This window comes from Pseudarthrobacter sp. alpha12b, assembly GCF_054130495.1.
Genome location: NZ_CP196746.1, coordinates 3,381,274 through 3,397,968, shown reverse-complemented (window position 1 = coordinate 3,397,968; position 16,695 = coordinate 3,381,274). Strand labels below are relative to the sequence as shown.

The 16,695-nt window shown below is 67.1% G+C and carries 14 protein-coding genes; 6 read left to right on the top strand and 8 right to left on the bottom strand.

What is annotated here, in order from left to right; all coding sequences use genetic code 11:
• Nucleotides 1–7: 7 nt before the first annotated feature.
• From ACTAQI_RS15640 to ACTAQI_RS15625, 4 genes are all read right to left on the bottom strand, one after another.
• On the bottom strand, nucleotides 8–1,123 hold the full coding sequence (locus ACTAQI_RS15640; protein WP_457947044.1) for a sulfite oxidase: 1,116 nt from the start codon (nucleotides 1,121–1,123) through the stop codon (nucleotides 8–10).
• A gap of 87 nt (nucleotides 1,124–1,210) precedes the next feature.
• Nucleotides 1,211–2,071 carry an SDR family oxidoreductase gene (locus tag ACTAQI_RS15635; RefSeq protein WP_457947042.1) on the bottom strand — a complete coding sequence of 287 codons (861 nt, stop codon included), beginning with the start codon at nucleotides 2,069–2,071 and terminating at the stop codon, nucleotides 1,211–1,213.
• Nucleotides 2,072–3,076 carry an aldo/keto reductase family protein gene (locus tag ACTAQI_RS15630; protein WP_457947041.1) on the bottom strand — a complete coding sequence of 335 codons (1,005 nt, stop codon included), beginning with the start codon at nucleotides 3,074–3,076 and terminating at the stop codon, nucleotides 2,072–2,074. It lies immediately after the preceding gene.
• Nucleotides 3,077–3,115: 39 nt separating this feature from the next.
• Nucleotides 3,116–3,766 (bottom strand): hypothetical protein, encoded by a 651-nt coding sequence (locus ACTAQI_RS15625; RefSeq protein ID WP_457947040.1) that lies wholly within the window; start codon nucleotides 3,764–3,766, stop codon nucleotides 3,116–3,118.
• 160 nt (nucleotides 3,767–3,926) lie between these two features.
• Here ACTAQI_RS15625 and ACTAQI_RS15620 point away from each other — a divergent pair, with 160 nt between their 5' ends.
• Nucleotides 3,927–4,325, top strand: a complete 399-nt coding sequence (locus tag ACTAQI_RS15620) for a YchJ family protein (RefSeq protein WP_457947038.1) — start codon at nucleotides 3,927–3,929, stop codon at nucleotides 4,323–4,325.
• Here ACTAQI_RS15620 and ACTAQI_RS15615 read toward each other — a convergent pair whose 3' ends face one another.
• The 3 genes from ACTAQI_RS15615 to ACTAQI_RS15605 all read right to left on the bottom strand — a co-directional run bounded on the left by ACTAQI_RS15615 (nucleotide 4,326) and on the right by ACTAQI_RS15605 (nucleotide 7,588).
• On the bottom strand, nucleotides 4,326–5,159 hold the full coding sequence (locus ACTAQI_RS15615) for a TIGR04086 family membrane protein (RefSeq protein WP_457947037.1): 834 nt from the start codon (nucleotides 5,157–5,159) through the stop codon (nucleotides 4,326–4,328). It lies immediately after the preceding gene.
• Nucleotides 5,160–5,223: 64 nt separating this feature from the next.
• Entirely contained in the window at nucleotides 5,224–7,224 is a 2,001-nt protein-coding gene (locus ACTAQI_RS15610; protein WP_457947036.1) for an acyl-CoA dehydrogenase family protein, read from the bottom strand.
• A gap of 61 nt (nucleotides 7,225–7,285) precedes the next feature.
• A complete protein-coding gene (locus tag ACTAQI_RS15605; protein WP_457947034.1) occupies nucleotides 7,286–7,588 on the bottom strand; it encodes a hypothetical protein in 303 nt (100 codons plus the stop codon).
• Between the two features lie 259 nt (nucleotides 7,589–7,847).
• On the opposite strand from ACTAQI_RS15605, the gene ACTAQI_RS15600 reads away from it, so the two are divergent.
• The 3 genes from ACTAQI_RS15600 to ACTAQI_RS15590 all read left to right on the top strand — a co-directional run bounded on the left by ACTAQI_RS15600 (nucleotide 7,848) and on the right by ACTAQI_RS15590 (nucleotide 13,622).
• Nucleotides 7,848–9,305 carry a DUF3375 family protein gene (locus ACTAQI_RS15600; RefSeq protein WP_457947033.1) on the top strand — a complete coding sequence of 486 codons (1,458 nt, stop codon included), beginning with the start codon at nucleotides 7,848–7,850 and terminating at the stop codon, nucleotides 9,303–9,305.
• 88 nt (nucleotides 9,306–9,393) lie between these two features.
• On the top strand, nucleotides 9,394–10,161 hold the full coding sequence (locus tag ACTAQI_RS15595; RefSeq protein ID WP_457951078.1) for a DUF4194 domain-containing protein: 768 nt from the start codon (nucleotides 9,394–9,396) through the stop codon (nucleotides 10,159–10,161).
• Nucleotides 10,158–13,622 carry an ATP-binding protein gene (locus ACTAQI_RS15590; RefSeq protein ID WP_457947031.1) on the top strand — a complete coding sequence of 1,155 codons (3,465 nt, stop codon included), beginning with the start codon at nucleotides 10,158–10,160 and terminating at the stop codon, nucleotides 13,620–13,622. Before ACTAQI_RS15595 ends, ACTAQI_RS15590 begins: the two co-directional genes overlap by 4 nt.
• A 22-nt stretch (nucleotides 13,623–13,644) precedes the next feature.
• On the opposite strand, the gene ACTAQI_RS15585 is transcribed toward ACTAQI_RS15590, so the two are convergent.
• Nucleotides 13,645–14,139 carry an FBP domain-containing protein gene (locus ACTAQI_RS15585; RefSeq protein ID WP_457947030.1) on the bottom strand — a complete coding sequence of 165 codons (495 nt, stop codon included), beginning with the start codon at nucleotides 14,137–14,139 and terminating at the stop codon, nucleotides 13,645–13,647.
• A gap of 357 nt (nucleotides 14,140–14,496) precedes the next feature.
• Here ACTAQI_RS15585 and ACTAQI_RS15580 point away from each other — a divergent pair, with 357 nt between their 5' ends.
• Both ACTAQI_RS15580 and ACTAQI_RS15575 read left to right on the top strand, forming a co-directional pair.
• A complete protein-coding gene (locus ACTAQI_RS15580) occupies nucleotides 14,497–15,585 on the top strand; it encodes an iron-siderophore ABC transporter substrate-binding protein (protein WP_457947028.1) in 1,089 nt (362 codons plus the stop codon).
• 9 nt (nucleotides 15,586–15,594) lie between these two features.
• Nucleotides 15,595–16,677, top strand: coding sequence for a FecCD family ABC transporter permease (locus ACTAQI_RS15575; protein ID WP_457947026.1), 1,083 nt, complete (start codon nucleotides 15,595–15,597; stop codon nucleotides 16,675–16,677).
• Nucleotides 16,678–16,695 lie beyond the last annotated feature (18 nt).

Below are 16,695 nucleotides of genomic sequence, written 5' to 3'. Positions count from 1 at the left end.
GTCAACTTCACTCCACCATCACGCTGACCCGCTGCACCATGTTGTTGCCCATTCCCTGGTAGTTCCAGTTCTGCCCCAAGGGTTGGGTGGCCCCGGTGATGTCCGTGGCTCGGCAGGCCAGGACATGCTCGCCGGGGTCGGCCACCCAGGGCAGGCTCCACCTCCGCCACGCAAAGCCGCCTGCCGGCTTGTCGAGGTGGGCGGGCAGCCAGGTGCCGTCAATGCCCACCTCGACGGCGGTTACGGCCCCTTCCCCTGACCATGCCCTGCCTTCCAGCATCACCGGGCCCGGGCGGAGGAAACGCCGCCGGGTGAAGAAGTCCGGGACGCCCGGCGGGACCATCAGCGAACGCACCCTGATCCGCGACACCGGACTGCCGGCGTCGTCCTCGGAGCTCTGGTAGCGGTAGGCGACCTGTTGCTGGAAACCGGTGAACGGTGCCCTGACCACGTCGATGGACTGCAGCCACTTCACGCTGGCCATGCCGTACCAGCCCGGCACCACCAGCCGCAGCGGGTAGCCATGTTGCGGCGGCAGGTCGGCGTCGTTCATTTTGTAGGCGAGAACGACGTCGGGACGCAGCGCTTCGCGGATCGGCAGGCTTCGCGCATATTGCTGGGGGACGCCGCCCTGCACCCCCGCATCGGCCCCGGTGAAGACCACCTCCGCCGCATCCGGCAGTACGCCCGCCTTGCCAAGGAGATAGGCCAGCGGCACGCCGGTCCAGTACGCCGTACCCACAGCCTCCAGCACCCAGGGCTGGCTGAGGGGCCGCGGCTCCAGCAGCGACCTGCCGTTGCCCGCGCACTCGAGGGTAACGGGCACAGTGATGGCCGGGTCCCTGCGAAGCGCAGCCATCCCCAGCTCCAGGGCGCGTTCCACCGCACCGCCGATCCTCAGGTGCCAGGTGGAAGCGTCCAGGTCAGGGATGTCGAAGTGCGTGAGGACGTAGTGGAGTCCGGGCGGCGTGACCTCGCGGCGGAGCGCCTCCAGCGGCATGGAATGGTTGCGGGCGGCGAGCTGCAGTTCCTCGCGGGTGAGCGGGCCGGACGTAGGCTGGGCGGCGTGGGGCAGGGCCGGCGCGGGCTCCTGCCGGGTGGACTGCCGGTTGCTGTAGTTCATGGCGGTGCGATTCTGCTCGGCGGACCAAAGAGCCCCCCGCCACAGGTCTACGCCGGGCCCACGCGCCCGTCAACGAAATTAAGCCAGCTACAGCACCGGACGGGTCAGGAACTCGGCAAGGCTGATGGGGTCCTGGCCGGTCAACCCGTGCACGTCCGGTGAGAGCCCTGCCATTTCACCTGCGGCCATCGCCGTATACGTGCTGACCCACGCGTCCAGCTGCCACTGCGGAGCGTTGTAGGAGGCCCGCGATGCGTAGGCTTCCTCCACCGTCTCCGGGTGGTAGCTTACGGCCCGCCCGGTCCCGGCGCTCAGCACCTCTGCGGCCTGCGACATGGTCAGTTCCTCCGGGCCGGTCAGGTCATAGGTCATGCCCTTGTGGATGGCAGGGTCACGCAGCACGGCGTGGGCGCAGCGGGCAATATCCTCCCTGGCCACCCCGGAGAACACGCCGTCCCCCGCCGGCCCGCGGATTACGCCGTCATCCCCGGTCATGAGGGGCAGGAAGTCCAGGTAGAAGTTGTCCCGCAGGAAGGTGTACTCCATCCCGGACGCCTTAATCCGCTCCTCGGTGGCGTAGTGGTCCCTGGCCAGGGTGAAGGTGGCATCCGGCGCCGCCCCGTAAAAGGACGTGTACACGACGTGCTCCACCCCGGACTCGGCAGCGGCGTCCACAAACGCATAATGCTGCTGCAGCCTGTCTTCGGCCTCCGCGGCGGACACCATGAACAGGACTTTCGCCCCGTCCAGTGCCTGCCGTGACGCCGCAGCATCCCCGTATGAACACACCACCGGGTGCGCGCCATCCAGTTGCGGGGCCCGCGCGGCATCACGCACCAGCAGGCGCTGGGCGAAACCGGACGCGGCAAGCTGCCGCGCCACCATTCCGCCCAGGCCTCCGGTGGAACCGGTGACCGCAAGATCCGGCAGTTCCGACGGGGACGCCACTTACGCTTCCCGGGTGGCCGGCGACTTGGTCTGCGCGGGATCGCGTTCGGCGAGGCCGCCCACGGCGTCGTCGATCCGCTTGAGGACCTCCGCCTCCAGCTTCACACCGGCGGCGCCCACGCTGTCAGCAATCTGCTCCGGCCGGGAGGCGCCCACGATGGCTGAGGCAACGTTCGGGTTCTGCAGCACCCACGCAACCGCAAGCTGCGGCATGGACAGCCCCGCCTCCTGGGCAATCGGCTTCAGTTCCTGCACGGCTGCCAGGACGTCATCGCGCATCCACCGCTGGATCATCTTGGCGCCGCCCTTTTCATCGGTGGCCCGGCTGCCTTCCGGGGCGGGCTGGCCCGGGAGGTACTTGCCGCTGAGGACGCCCTGCGCCATGGGCGACCAGACAATTTGGGATACGCCCAGCTCTTCCGACGCCGGGACCACCTCAGCTTCGATCACGCGCCACAGCATGGAGTACTGCGGCTGGTTGGAGATGAGCTGGAAACCCAGTTCCTTGGACAGCTTGTGTCCTTCACGGAGCTGGTCCGCGGTCCACTCGCTCACACCGATGTAGAGCGCCTTGCCCTGCCGCACGATGTCCGCGAACGCCTGCATGGTTTCTTCCAGCGGCGTTTCGAAGTCGTAGCGGTGGGCCTGGTACAGGTCCACGTAGTCCGTCTGAAGCCTGCGCAGCGAACCGTTGATGGATTCCATGATGTGCTTGCGGGACAGGCCAAGATCATTCTTGCCCTTGGGTCCGGTGGGGCCGAAGACCTTGGTGAAGATTTCCAGCGACTCGCGGCGCTCATCCTTCAGGGCCTGGCCCAGGACGGTTTCCGCTGCTGTGTTGGCGTAGACGTCCGCAGTGTCGAAGGTGCTGATGCCGGCGTCGAGGGCCGCGCGCACGCACTGGGTTGCGACGTCGTTTTCCACCTGCGAGCCGTGCGTCAGCCAGTTGCCGAACGTGATTTCCGAGACTTTGAAGCCACTGTTTCCGAGGTATCTGAATTCCATGTGTTCACGCTAACGCAGATGGTTGCTCAGGGTAAGGGCTTAGCCGTTCTCCTTGGACTGCTCCTTGAGTACCTGCTGCGGGCCCGCCAGGGAAACGAGGGACCCGGTATCCAGCGGCGGCAGCGGGTGCAGCGGCTGGGGTTTCTTGAAGGACCTCGGCAATTCATGCGGCGGCCGATGGTTGTGCAGTGCGGACTCCACCAGCGGTGCTACCTCGGAGACCTTGTCCGCAGGTACGGCCGGGTCCGGAAGATCCCGCACCGACAGTTTGATTTCCGGTGCGGCTGCCCGCGCCCTGGCCTCCGCACGCTTGTCGGCTTCGGCAACGGCAGAGGCCCAGTCTTCGGCGAGGACCGGCGGTTCAGGACGGGCGGCAGCCAGCTTCGGGTGGCGTACGACGGCGGTGCGAAGCGACTCCTTCAGCCGGTCCGGCTTGAGCGCGGCAGCCCGTTCCCGGAGCGGCCTGCGGGGTTGGGCCTGCTGGGCGGGTACGCCGGCAAAACGGGCGGAATCCCGCTTGCCGGGAGCCCGTCCGAACAGGGTCATCAGCACCACGGCCGTGAGGCGTCCCAGGCCCGCAAGGACCAGGGTGATGACTCCGAGCAGGAAAAGGACCAGGAACATCAGGGCGGCCACCCCCATGGTGCCCAGGAAGGTCAGGTTGAGGACGAGAGTGTCCGGGTTCTCCACGTCTTCTCCTCTCTAGCCACCATCCTGGGCCATGTCCGGCGCACAGTGCCGGGGCAAGTTCCTTCTCCACCATACGGATTTTTGTCCGGCCGTGCCGGGACAGGCAGGGCACGGCCCCAGGTTGTAGCGAAGCTGTTACCGGATATGACAGCATCACCGGGTGACCGCATCAATAGATTCCGCAAACTGCATATGTCTCTCCGGTGAGCCGTACGCGGCATGCTGTGGCCGGTTCCATTCCGGCCGGTTACAGGCATCCACGGCAGAACAGCTGATGCGGTCCCGCTACAGCGCATTTGTCCGGCTGGATGAGGACTATTTGCTTCGCACCCACCACCCATCCACCGCTCCGGCGGCCCTGGACCTGGACCCGGCCATGGAATGGCGCCGCCTGGACATCGTGGCCACCAGCGGCGGTGGCCCCTTCGATACCGCAGGGACGGTGGAGTTCAAGGCGCACTACCGGCACGGCAGCGAACGGGGAGTCCTGCATGAGAACAGCAGGTTCGTCCGGGAGGCAAGCCGGTGGCTTTATGTGGACGGCGACATTCTCGCCTGACTACTCCTCGTCGTCGTAATATTCGCTGTCCGGCGTGAAGCCGGCGCGGTCAACCTTCCGGTGGAACCGCATGCCCGCCAGGCCGCCGAGCACCGCGCCCACGAGGGCCACGACTGCCACCACGACGGCGGCGATGATGCTGGTGGTGGTCAACTGTCCTTCATTGATGGGGATGCGGGGGAAGCTGTTCAGGTTGGCCAGGACATTGAACTGTTGCCCGGCCACGAGTCCCAGGATGGCCACCACGACGGCCGCGATCAGGGCCCAGATCCAGACCATGAGCCCCTGCTTGGCACCATTGAAGCGGGCCATCCGGCCGGCCACGTACCCGCCGCAGTAGTAGGACAGGAACAGGATCACCAGCAGCACGATGATGCCCACCAGTCCCACCGTGCCGCTGTTCTGCGCAGCCTGGTTCACGGCCTGGTTGACGTCGGTGTTGTTGGCGAGCCCCACGGCGGTCCCGGCTGCTGCCACCAGCGCGGTGAGCAGCACGGCCATCCCGGTGGCGGTCAGCCAGCCAAAGAACGCCGAGCCCACCTTGATGCCGCCAAACCGCTCTTTTTGGCGCGCCACGGCGGTTTCACGGTTCGCCAGCGTGGGGTCTGTCACCGGCCCCACCACGGGCGTAGCCCTGGTGGGGGCAGGCCGGTACTCCCGCTCGGCGGAGGGGGCGGGGGAATAGTCCCTTTCCCTTGGGCGTGTGGGCGCCTGGTCCATCGAGCGCGTGGCGGCATCGTCCGCGGCTGCGTCCCGGTAGCTTCCGTTGCGGGTGGTTTCGTCCTCCCGGGCGCGGCGGGGAGGCAGGTTCTCTGGGTTCGTTGAGCTGCTCATGGCTCAACTCAACCACCGGCGCAGGGTGATAGCAAGCGTGCTTACTAATTTGTGACCTGCGGTTTTATCGGTATTTCCGGTGCAGGTCCTTCTTGGTTGACGGCCCGGGGGTGGCGTCGGCGATCCACGGGCCGGTGCCTTCGGACTGGTCCAGCACGCCCGCCTCCAGCCAGGTGTAATCACCGGCGAGGACTTTGCGCGTCAATGCCTGGTCGGCGTCGTCCGTGTTTCGCCACAGCTGGTCAAAGTATTCGTCCACCCGCACCCTGGCCTGCTCGCAGTAGGCGTCGGCGAGCTCGTAAGCACCGGCACCCTTTTCGGGGGCGGTTTTCAGGAGCATTTCCGCGCGGGAGCAGCACGCGGTCATGGCGAAGAGTTCGGCGCCGATGTCCACCACGCGGCCCAGGAACGCCTGTTTCCGCTCCAGTTTGGCCTGCCACCTTCCCATGCCGTAGAACGTTTGCCGCGCCAGCCGCCGCGACGAGCGTTCAACGAACCGGAGGTGTTTGGCCAGCCTGCCGAACCCGCCGTAAGAGCGGGGATCCATGCCGGCCCCGGCCACCAGCTTGGGCAGCCATTTGGCATAGAAGCCGGAGGCGCCGACGGCGGCCTTCGCTTTGTCGGCCAGGCTCGCGTCGAGGGATGCAAGGTCGCCCGCGGCGGCCAGGTGCGCATCCACCGCTTCCCGGGCGATCAGCAGCCGCATGATTTCGGAGGACCCCTCGAAGATCCTGTTGATGCGCAGGTCCCGCAACTGCTGCTCGGCCGGCACCGCACGTTCACCGCGCGCAGCCAGCGACTCTGCGGTCTCAAAGCCCCGCCCGCCCCTGATCTGGACCAACTCATCGGCTATCCGGCAGCTGATCTCCGTGGCCCAGAGCTTGGCGAGCGCCGCCTCGATCCGGACGTCCTTCTGCCCGGCATCGGCAAGTTCGGCGGAGAGTTCAAAGACTGCGTCCAGGGCAAAGGCCGACGCTGCGATGAACGCGATCTTTTTGCCCACCGCTTCGTGTTCGCCCACGGGCCTGCCCCATTGGGTGCGGGCGTTGGACCACTCGCGGGCAATCTTCAGGCTCCAGCGTCCGGAGGCCACGCACAGCGCCGGCAGCGCGAGCCGGCCGGTGTTCAGGGTGGTCAGTGCGATCTTCAGGCCCTGGCCCTCCCGGCCCAGCCGGTTGGCAGCCGGCACCCGCACCTGGTGGAAGCGGGTGACCCCGTTCTCGATGCCGCGCAGGCCCATGAAGGCGTTGCGGTTTTCCACGGTGATGCCCGGCGAGTCCATCTCCACCACGAATGCGCTGATGCCGCCCTTGTGCCGGGTGCCGTCGGGATCGGTGTGTGCCGGAACCACCGCCATGACCACCACAAGTTCGGCGATCACCCCGTTGGTGGTCCAAAGTTTCACGCCGTCCAGAAGGTACGCGTCGCCGTCGTCCGTGGGCGTTGCTGTGCTGCCCAGCCGGGCGGGATCGCTGCCCACGTCCGGTTCGGTGAGGAGAAAGGCCGTGACGGCGCCGGCGGCACACCGCGGCAGGTACTCGCGCTTTTGTTCGGGCGTCCCGAAGACCTTGACGGGCTCCGGCACGCCGATGGACTGGTGGGCGGAGATCAGGGCGCCCAGGCTGGGGTGCACGCTGCCCAGCAGGGCAAGCGCCCGGCCGTAATACACCAGCGAGAGGCCAAGCCCGCCGTACTCCTCCGGGATCTTCATGCCGAAGACGCCAAGGTCCGCCAGGCCCTTGATGTAGTCGTCGGGAATCTTCGCTTCCCGCTCGATGACCCGCCCGGACATGGTTTTTGCGTACTCCGTGAGGCGGGACATGAACTCCTCGCCCCGCTCCACGGAGGCGGGGTCCGCGGCAGGCCACGGGTGGACCAGGTCCAGATCGAAACTGCCGAGGTAAAGGCCCTTGGCGAAGCTGGGGCGTTCCCAGCCGGATTCCCTGGCGGCCTCAGCGACGGCCCGGGCATCTTCAGCGGTGGCTCCGGCGCCGATGTTGCCGGCGGGGACGGGGGTTTCTTCAGCCGGGGCGTCTTTGGCCTGGCTGTCAGTTGCGGAGGTCATGGGTTATCTCCTTGGCCGGATTGGCCGGTGTAGCCATGGATCCGCCGGGTTGGAGAACCCTTCAGCTGTCCCTCAAGATTACCCGCGGGTAGGTTCCGGTACTAGGGGACGTTTGCCCCTGGAAATCGCCCGGCAGCTCCACGGTGGAGGCGCGGTGGACCAGCCTGTCCCAGCCTGAGTTGATGCCGTGCACCACCGCAAGGAGCGTATTGGCCACCACCACCCAGGTGAGCTTGCCCGCGCCCAGTACTACCAGGGCAATCAGTCCCGCCGTGAGGACGAATGCGGCCAGAATTGCGCCAAATACCAGGGTCCCGATGAAGACCAAGGTGGCTGTTTCCACTGAGCTTAGATCGAACTGCATGAATCCCCCTGCTGCGACATTGCTTTGCGAAAGACTGCTGTGGTGAAGACCAGTAGCAGAAGCGTAGGGGGACAGCCGCGCAGCCAGCCAGAGCAGGATGGGGCAGGAGTGACTGTTGATACGGGATCGAAACACTACCGGCAGGTAGGTCACGGAGCGGTCGCGGCGGCCTGCGTTAACCTTGTAGTTGGCAGTTTTCCGGTCCGGCCACGTCGGACCTCTCCTGCCCAGCCCCCGCCCAACAGCCCAAGGAGAGTGCGTGCCCCGCTCCGCCAGGTCATCCGCTGACGCCATCAGCGCCCGGCTACGGGACCTCGAACTCCTCACCAAGGGACCCGCCTGGGCCCTGACGCGATCGGCGCCCTGGGTGATTGCGGTGCTCCAGGCTTCCTTTACCCGCACCCGGCCGCAGGTTCCGCTTGAGGAATTCCACGCCGACGTCGATTCCTTCCTTGAGGAACTCCGGCGCCAGGATCCCGGGCTGGGAGGAGGGGCCAACGGAAAGGCTTTTGGTGACGAGTGGACCCGGCGGCAGTTCCTGACCCGCCGGAACCAGTCGGGCCGGATCGTTTACGAGGCAACCGAGCCGGCAGCGCGTGTGCTCGCCTTCCTGGACAGCCTTTCCAGTGAGCGGTCCACCCTGAACGGCTCCCGGCTGGGCACCCTGCTGGGGGACGTGGAAAAGCTCGCGAACGAGACCAACCCGGACCAGAGCGCCCGCCTCGAAGCCCTTGAAGAGGAAATCGAAGAGCGGCAGCAGCTCATCGAGGACATCAGCACCGGCGAGTTCGACGGCCTGCTTGACGACGACGAGGCCGTGGAGGCTGCAGGAAACATCCTGGACCTGGCCGCCAGCCTGCCCGCGGACTACAAGAAGATGCGTGACCGGATCGAGGAACTGGTGGGCGGGCTCCGCAACCAGATCATCGAGGAGTCGCTGACCAAGGGTGCCACCATGGCGCAGGTCCTGGAGGCGGACAAGCGGCTCCGCCAAAGTCCCGAGGGCAGGACGTTCCGTTCCTTCACCGCATTCCTGGAAGATCCGCAGCAGCAGCTGAGATTCCGGTCCGCCATCGGGGAGGTGCTGAGCCGGCAGTTCGCCGACGACCTCTCACCTGACGACCGGGAGACGCTGAAGAACCTGGTGGCCGAGCTCCGCCAGCAGCACAGCCAGATCCAGCGCATCTACGGCAAGCTCAGTGAGAGCCTCAATACCTACGTCCAAAGCGACGACTTCCGCCAGTCCGTCCGGCTCCGGCAGGTCCTGCGTGAAGCCGAGCAGGCCATCCGCTCCCTCCCGTACGAGCGTGAACGCCCAGGCCTGCTTCCCGGGCCCGTCCTTTACAACGCCGGCTTCGAGTCACTGTCCATGGTGAAGCTCTTCGATCCGGACGAGTTCGCCGCGCCGCCCCGCTTGGCGGACCCCATCGCCTTCACCGACTCGGACCGGGTGCGCTCGCCGAGGACGGGCAAAGCCAAGCCTTCCGTGGTCCGGGCGGCCATGGCAGGGGCTACCACGCTCGCCGACGCCTGGCAGCAGCTGCCGCCCGAAGAGCAGCACATCAACACCATCCGCGCCCTCCTCTCGGAAGCCCTGCACGCCGGGGCGGAGTTCCACCGCGGCGCCTGGGATGGCCTGGACTTCGAACAGATAGACGGCTCCGCCCGCAGGGCCTACCTGCCGGTGGTCACGCTCGCAAAGGATTCAAATGACTGAGGTAACGCACGCACAGGACTCAGCGCCCGATGCCGCCCCGGGAGTGGCATCGGGCCTGTCGGAGCCGGGCGCATCGTCCGCAGGACGAATGCTGCCCGGCGAAGGGGCGGGGGCGGCATCGGGCGCTGCGTACCCCGGGCCAGTCTCACCCCGCGACACCTTCGTCGACGGTGCTGCCTTGTTTCCCGGCGACACCGGCGTCCTGTCCATGAAGGTGCGGCAGGCCCTGGTAAAGCTCCTCAAGGGCCCGTACATCGACGGCGGCCGGGACGAAAAGCTCTGGACGGTGCTGCTGGACAACCAGGTGATCCTGCGCAGCCGCCTCTCCGAGCTGTTCCTGACCCTGCAGCTGGACCACGAGCGGAAGATCGCCGTCCTGCGCCCGGTGGACCCGGATGCCATCGGCGGCAGCACGCGGTCCAGCATCCTCCGCCAGCAGAGGGCGCTCAGCCGAGTGGAAACCATCGTGCTGCTCCGCCTGCGCCTGCTGCTGGACCGGCACGTCACCGCCCAGACTGACCCCACCATTACCCGCGAGGAAATCAGTGACCTGGTGGCGCACTACCAGCCCGCCGGCCAGCAGGACGCCCTGCGCGACTCGGACGTCGTGACCCGGGCCATCACCAAGCTCCTGGCCCGCCAGCTCCTGCTCCCCACCGGCCTGGACGACGTCTACACCATTTCCAACGCCCTGCCCCTGGCCCTGCCATTCGAAAACATCGGCGACATCCCGGCCCACATCGAAGCCCTGGTCGCCGCCTCGGCGGACCCCACGGGAACCGAGGCCATGCTGGACCTGGAGGACACCGCCACCGCGGAGGCGAACGAAACCACGTCCGAGGAGGATGACCAGTGACCATTGCAAGCATGCTCCCGTTGGGGGATGTGACGAACCCGGGACAGATGCGGCTTGCGTTGGTGCAGGTGGTCAACTGGGGCACGTTCCACGGCGCGCACACGATGCATGTGGACCGGAACGGGACGCTGCTGACCGGTAACTCGGGCGTGGGCAAGTCCACGCTGTTTGATGCGATGCTGCGGGTGTTCGATGCGCGGCCGCGGTCCAATGAGGCGGCCGCGCAGCGGTCCGGCGGTGCCGTGGAGGACAAGCGGACCACGTTCACGTACATGCGCGGCAAGGTGGGGGACAAGGCCGTGGGGGAGGGCTCGGCGAGCGCGTTCCAGCGCCCGGGTGCCACGTGGTCCGCCGTCGCCCTCACGTTCGATAACGCCGCCGGCACGCGGGTGACGGTGTCGGCGCTGTTCGACCTGCCCAAGAACGGCACGGAGTCGAGCGTGGGCCGGTTCTACCTGATCGATAATGTGCCCCTGGACCTGGAGGCGGTCGAGGGCATCGCGGACAAGCGGTTCACCAAGGGCGCGCTGGAGACGATCTTCCCGCGCGCCCAGGTGTTCGATGTCCACAAGGCGTTCGCGGAGCGGTTCCGGCGCCTGCTGGGCATCAGCTCGGACCAGGCCCTGCCCCTGCTGCGTGTGATCCAGGCGGGCAAGGGGCTGGGCGGAAGCGTCAACACTTTCTTCCGGGACCAGGTGCTGGATGCGCCGGCAACCCTGGCCGCTGCGGATGACGTGGTGGAAGAGTTCAGCAACCTGATGTCCATCCGCCAACGGCTGGAGGACGTCCGGCAGCAGCGCGACCAGTTGGCGCCTGTTCCGGGCCTCAACAGGGAGTATGCGCAGTCGCTGCTGGACGCGAACCGGCTCCGGGAGCTGGTAAGTGGGGAATTCGAGGCGTACCGGCAGCAGCTGGCCGTCACGGTCCACCAGAAGACGCTGGTCCGTTTCCGCGAGCTGGCGCAGGCGAAAGCCAAGGAACTTGGCGCGGAGCGTGCGGTCCGCGACAGCCTGGCCAATGAACTGCGGCAGCTGGAAACCGACTACAACAACCAGGGCGGCAACGCGATCTCGGCCATCGAGCAGTCGCTGGAGAACGCCCGGGTTGGCCTGACGCTCCGCCAACAGGTGGAGGAGGCGGCGCAGCAGGCACTGGCCGACGCCGGGTTGCAGCTTGAGTGGAGCGCCGCGGGCTGGGAGCAGGCCCACGAGCAGGCGGCGGCACGGTCCGCCGAGTTGAAGGATGATTCGCAGGCCCTGCAGGAGCTGCGGTTCGAGGCCTTCGACGCCCACGCCACCCGCAAACGCGAGCTGGCCGCGGCTGAGCAGGAACTCGTCTCGCTGAAGACGCGCAAGTCCCTGCTGCCGCCGTCGAGCATTGAGAACCGCGCGGCCATCGCCGCCGCGACGGGCATCCCCGAGGACCGGATGCCGTTCGCCGGCGAGCTCATGGACCTCGCCGAAGGGGAGGAACGGTGGCGCCCGGCCGCCGAACGCGCGCTCCGCAACCTGGCCACCACCCTGCTGGTCCCCGGCGAGCACTTCGGCGCCGTGACCCGGTACCTCAACGACCACAACGTCCGCGGCGCGCTGCGGGCAGTGGACGTTTCCAAGCCCCTCGCCGGCGGTGCGCTCGCCGTGGAGGACGCGCGCGACGGCGACCTCCTCACCAAGCTGGACATCCTCGCCGCGGGTGGCGCTGCCGAAGCGGGTGAATGGGTCCGCGAACGCATTGCGCTCGATTTCGCCTACCCCTGTGTGGAGGACCCGGACGAGCTGGCAGCGCTGGACAAGGGCCTCAGCCTGGGCGGCGTGGTGAAACGCAACCGGCACACCGTGGAAAAGGACGACCGCTTCACCAGCCGGCAGGACTACGTCCTGGGTTTCGACAATGCCGCCAAGCTGGAACTCGTCGCAGGGCAGGTGGAGGACCTCCGGCAGGAAGTGGCCAAGGCTGCCGAACTGGCGCAGAGCCGCGAGGACTCGCACCAGGGCATGAGCCGCCAGCTCGACGCGCTGCGGCGGATCGCCGAAGATGACCGGCCCTGGGAACAGGTTTCTGCCGCGGTTGCCGCCGATGAGCTCACCCGGATTGAGCAGCGGCTCAAGGACGCCCTGGCTGCACAGGCGGACCTGGAGCCGCTGCGTGCCACCATCGAAGAGGTCCGGCACAAACACCAGTCCAGCACCGAGTCCGCCGCGGTCCTGCAGAGCGAATACAAGGCGCTGGACCGCCAGCTCACCACTGCGGACTCACTGCTGGAAGCTGCGCGTGACCGCCTGGCCCAGGCGCCGCCGTCGGACGCTACCGTGACAGCGCTGGAACCGTACTTCGCGGATTTCGGCGATGTCACGGAGATGCACGAGCTGGACAACCTGGCCAACCGCGTCCGTACCGCCCTGCTGGGCGACCTGCACGCGGCTGAGTCGCGGGGGCAGGCCACGGCCGAGCGCCTTACGCGTATTTTCGAAGGCTTCGTGCGGGAGTGGGGCAGCGCCATCTCGGCTGACCACGGCACCGGCATCGGCGCGGCGAGCGAATTCGAGGCCCGCTACCACGCGATCGTGAACGACGGCCTGCCCGCGCAGGAGGCGGAGTTCCGGCAGTTCTTCAACCAGCGCACGCATGAATCCTTCAGCACCCTGCTGCACCTGCTGGACGAGGAGCGGCGCTCCATCACCAGCCGCATCCTGCCCTTGAACGGCATCCTGTCCCAGGTGAACTTCCACGAGGGGAGCTACTTGGAACTGGACATCAAGCAGACGCTGCCGCCCACGGCCAAGCAGTTCAAGGACGCCATCCAGAATGCTTTGAAGGCACGGCATGCGCGGCCGGTGAAAGCAGAAGCCGGCCGGGTGGACGGTTCCGGCGCGGACAAGGACGACGACGGCGAGCTCACCGCCCGCTACAAGTCCCTGGAGACGCTTGTGAAGAGGCTTGGATCGCAGGCGCCAGAGGACCGCCGGTGGCGGGCCGAGGTCCTGGACGTCCGCGGGCACCTGTTCATCCAGTGCAAGGAGCACCGGGAAGTCACCGGTCCGCGCGGCGGCAAGAAGACTGAGGTGTTCATGCACGCCGACACCGGCTCCATGTCCGGCGGCGAGCGGCAGCGGTTCACCGCGTTCATCATGGCCGCGGCACTGAGCTACCAGCTGGGCATCGCCGAGCAGGGCTTCACCACCTACGGCACCGTGATGATGGACGAGGCCTTTGTGCTCGCCTCCGAGGAGTTCGCCGGCGCCGGGATCAAGGCGCTGCACGAATTCGGTTTCCAGCTGCTGCTGGCTGCCCCCGAAAACGTGATCGACCTGTCCCGGCACCTGGGCTCCGTCACGGAAATCCTCCGGGACAAGCGCACCAACCGCTCCGGAGTCCTCACCGCGCCCGTCATCCGCCCCCGCCCGGGGGAGGAAGGGGCCTGGCGGTCGGAGGCGAACCCGGTGGACATCGTCCTGCGGTAACCGCCTCTCCCGGACTGCAGTCCTATGTGGATTGCACGCGGCCAAGAAATTGCGCGGTGCGGTCCTGCAGGCCCTGGATTTGGCGTTGCACAACGACGGCCGGGTCCGGGTTGATCTCGTTGACCGGCGGTTCTTTACGCACATTGCCGCAGCACAGGAAGTCGGCGCAGATCAGCGTGCCCACGGTGTTTCCGTCGCGCCCGGACTGGCCTGCCCGCTTGGCGACCCAGAGGAGGACGTCGTCCTTTGAGAACACGTCGCGGCACAGCTCGCACAGCACCGAGCGTTTTTTCCTGGCGCCGCCTTCGGGTGCCCGGAGCATGATCCCGGTGAGGCCCTTGGGCCCGGGAACCAGCAGGTAGCCGCGCAGCGGCATCTTCCCGTCCCGCCAGCCCAGGAACTCCAGGCTGTCCCAGTCCAGGGAGTCGAAGTTTTTGGGCAGGGTGAGCTTTGCGGCTTCGGAACGGCTGGCGTTGACGAACGATGAACGGATTTGCTGAGGCGTGACTGATTGCATGGCTGAACTTTCGTGAAGAAGCGGGCGGCCCGGAGCCGGGCCAGGGGGTAAAGGGGAGTCAGTCAGTCTCCGCGGAGCAGGCCAAAGCGGCCACCCCGCTCTCCATGGCAGCGGCGGCCGGAACGGCCTTCTGCATGCGCATTGTTCCCGTTGTCCTGTCCCTGTTCAGCTTTCCGGTGTCTCTGCCGCCGGACCGGCAAACGCCATCCTGCCAAATGGGATGGGTCCTGTCCATGAAGCCCACGAAGGATGTGGCCTTCATCACCTTGGCGGATTAGGTGACAGAAACGTTGCGTAATGGCAATTTACATAGGTTAGCCTTACTTAAGTTTTCGTCAGCCCTATTCAAGGAGCCCCGTGACATCCCCCCTTTTCCCCGGCCCCATTTCCTCCCGCCGGACGCTATTCTCTTCCGCCGGCAAAGCGGCGGCGGTGCTGGCCGCAGCGGCGCTTACGCTCTCCGCCTGCAGCACCGGACCCGCGTCCTCCGTTGCGGACGCAGCTAACACCAGCAGCAGCACCGCGTTCCCGGTCACCATCGATCACGTGTACGGCAAGACCACCATTGAGAAGCAGCCCACCCGCGTTGCCACCGTCTCCTGGGTCAATGACGATGTCGCCATCGCCCTCGGAGTGGTCCCGGTGGGCGTCCCCAGGAACGAGTGGGGCGGCAACGGCAAGGGCTCCACGCCCTGGAAGGACGCCGCCCTCGAAAAGCTGGGCGCCGGGTTCGGTTCGGCCAAGGCCCCGGTCCAGTACTCCGAGGCGGACGGCATCAACTTCACCGAGATCGCCAAACTCAGCCCGGACGTCATCCTCGCCGCCTATTCGGGCCTCACGGAAGAGGACTACAGGAAACTCAGCGAGATTGCCCCTGTGGTGGCCCACCCGGAGGTGGCCTATGGAACGTCCTGGCAGGACGCAACCACCATCATCGGCAAGGTCCTGGGCAAGGAAACCGAGGCGGCCAAGCTGGTCTCCGGCACCGAGGCCACCGTCAAGGACAAGGTCTCCCAGTACCCGCAGATCCAGGGCAAGAGCTTCATCTACGGCAATTTGGAGCCCGCCAAGGGTGACGGCGTGAACGTCTACACGGCCAACGACAACCGCCCCAGGTTCCTGAGCGAAATCGGGATGACCCTTGCGCCGGTGGTGGCGGAGAACTCCAAGGCTTCCAAGGAGTTCTATATCCCGTGGTCGGCTGAGAAGGCGAACGAACTGCAGTCCGACATCTTCGTCACCTGGGTTCCGGATGCCTCCACCGCGGATGCGATCAAGGCCGATCCGCTGCTGGGCCAGATCCCGGCCATCAGGAACGGCGCCCTGGTGGCCGATTCGGACAACACCCTGACCCTTTCCATCTCGGCCTCGTCGCCGCTGAGCCTGCCGTGGTCCGTGGACACCTTCCTGCCGCAGTTGGCCAAAGCAGCAGACGCAGTGAAGTAGGGCATTTCCATGAGTACGACGACGGCGGGTCCGGCAGCGGACAAGGGCACCCAGGTGCAAGCCAAGGCACCTTGTGGTCCCCACCGCGGTGATGCTTCGGGAAGGAAGCGGGCCGTCTGGCTGCTTGCCGCCGTCGTCGTTCTGGTGCTCTTTGCCGGCACATCGCTGGCCGTGGGCGCGCGGGACGTTCCCCTCGGCACTGTCTGGCAGGCCCTCACCGCGTTCGATCCTCCGAACGGCGACCACGCCGTGGTGCACGCCCGCATCCCGCGCACGGTCCTGGGCCTGCTGGCCGGCGGCGCGCTGGGGCTGGCCGGTGCGGCGATGCAGGGTGTTGCCCGCAACCCGCTGGCCGATCCCGGCATCATCGGCGTCAACGCGGGGGCGGCCCTGGCCGTGGTCACCGGCATCTACATCTTCGGCGTGACCACTTTCTCCGGCTACATCTGGTTCGCCTTCATCGGAGCCGCAACCGCCGCCGTGGTGGTGTACCTCATCGCGTCGCTGGGCAGGGACGGCGCAACCCCGGTGAAACTCGCGCTCGCGGGGGCAGCACTAAGTGCCGGGCTGTCCTCGCTCGTGAACGTCATCCTGGTCTCCAGCCAGGACACCCTGGACCGGTTCCGCTTCTGGCAGGTGGGCGGCATCGCAGGCCGTGACTGGCTGGTGCTGCTGCCGGGCCTGCCCTTCCTGGCCGCCGGCGCGCTCATCGTGCTGCTGGCCGGCCGGACGCTCAACAGCCTGGCCCTGGGGGACGATACCGCCCGCGGGCTTGGCCAGCGCGTTGGGCTGGCCCGTGCCGTGACAGCCCTGGGGATCGTCCTGCTGTGCGGCACAGCCACCGCGCTGGCAGGGCCTATAGGCTTCGTGGGCCTGGTCATCCCGCATGCCGTCCGTTTCCTCACGGGCCCGGATTACCGCTGGATCCTGCCCTTCTCCCTGGTCGCAGCCCCGGCGCTGCTCCTGGGTGCCGACATTCTTGGCCGGGTGGTGCTGCTTCCCGGCGAGGTCCCCGCCGGCATCATGACCGCCCTGGTCGGTGCGCCGGTGTTTGTGTGGCTGATCCGCCGCGGGAAGGGAGCCGGGCTGTGAGAGTGCACCGGACTGCCG

Excerpts from the sequence above, each read along its gene's own strand:
- ACTAQI_RS15640 (WP_457947044.1), bottom strand. The coding sequence starts at position 1,123 with ATGAACTACAGCAACCGGCAGTCCACCCGGCAGGAGCCCGCGCCGGCC.
- ACTAQI_RS15630 (WP_457947041.1), bottom strand. The coding sequence starts at position 3,076 with ATGGAATTCAGATACCTCGGAAACAGTGGCTTCAAAGTCTCGGAAATC.
- ACTAQI_RS15615 (WP_457947037.1), bottom strand. The coding sequence starts at position 5,159 with ATGAGCAGCTCAACGAACCCAGAGAACCTGCCTCCCCGCCGCGCCCGG.
- ACTAQI_RS15610 (WP_457947036.1), bottom strand. The coding sequence starts at position 7,224 with ATGACCTCCGCAACTGACAGCCAGGCCAAAGACGCCCCGGCTGAAGAA.
- ACTAQI_RS15605 (WP_457947034.1), bottom strand. The coding sequence starts at position 7,588 with ATGCAGTTCGATCTAAGCTCAGTGGAAACAGCCACCTTGGTCTTCATC.
- ACTAQI_RS15595 (WP_457951078.1), top strand. The coding sequence starts at position 9,394 with ATGCTGCCCGGCGAAGGGGCGGGGGCGGCATCGGGCGCTGCGTACCCC.
- ACTAQI_RS15585 (WP_457947030.1), bottom strand. The coding sequence starts at position 14,139 with ATGCAATCAGTCACGCCTCAGCAAATCCGTTCATCGTTCGTCAACGCC.
- ACTAQI_RS15575 (WP_457947026.1), top strand. The coding sequence starts at position 15,595 with ATGAGTACGACGACGGCGGGTCCGGCAGCGGACAAGGGCACCCAGGTG.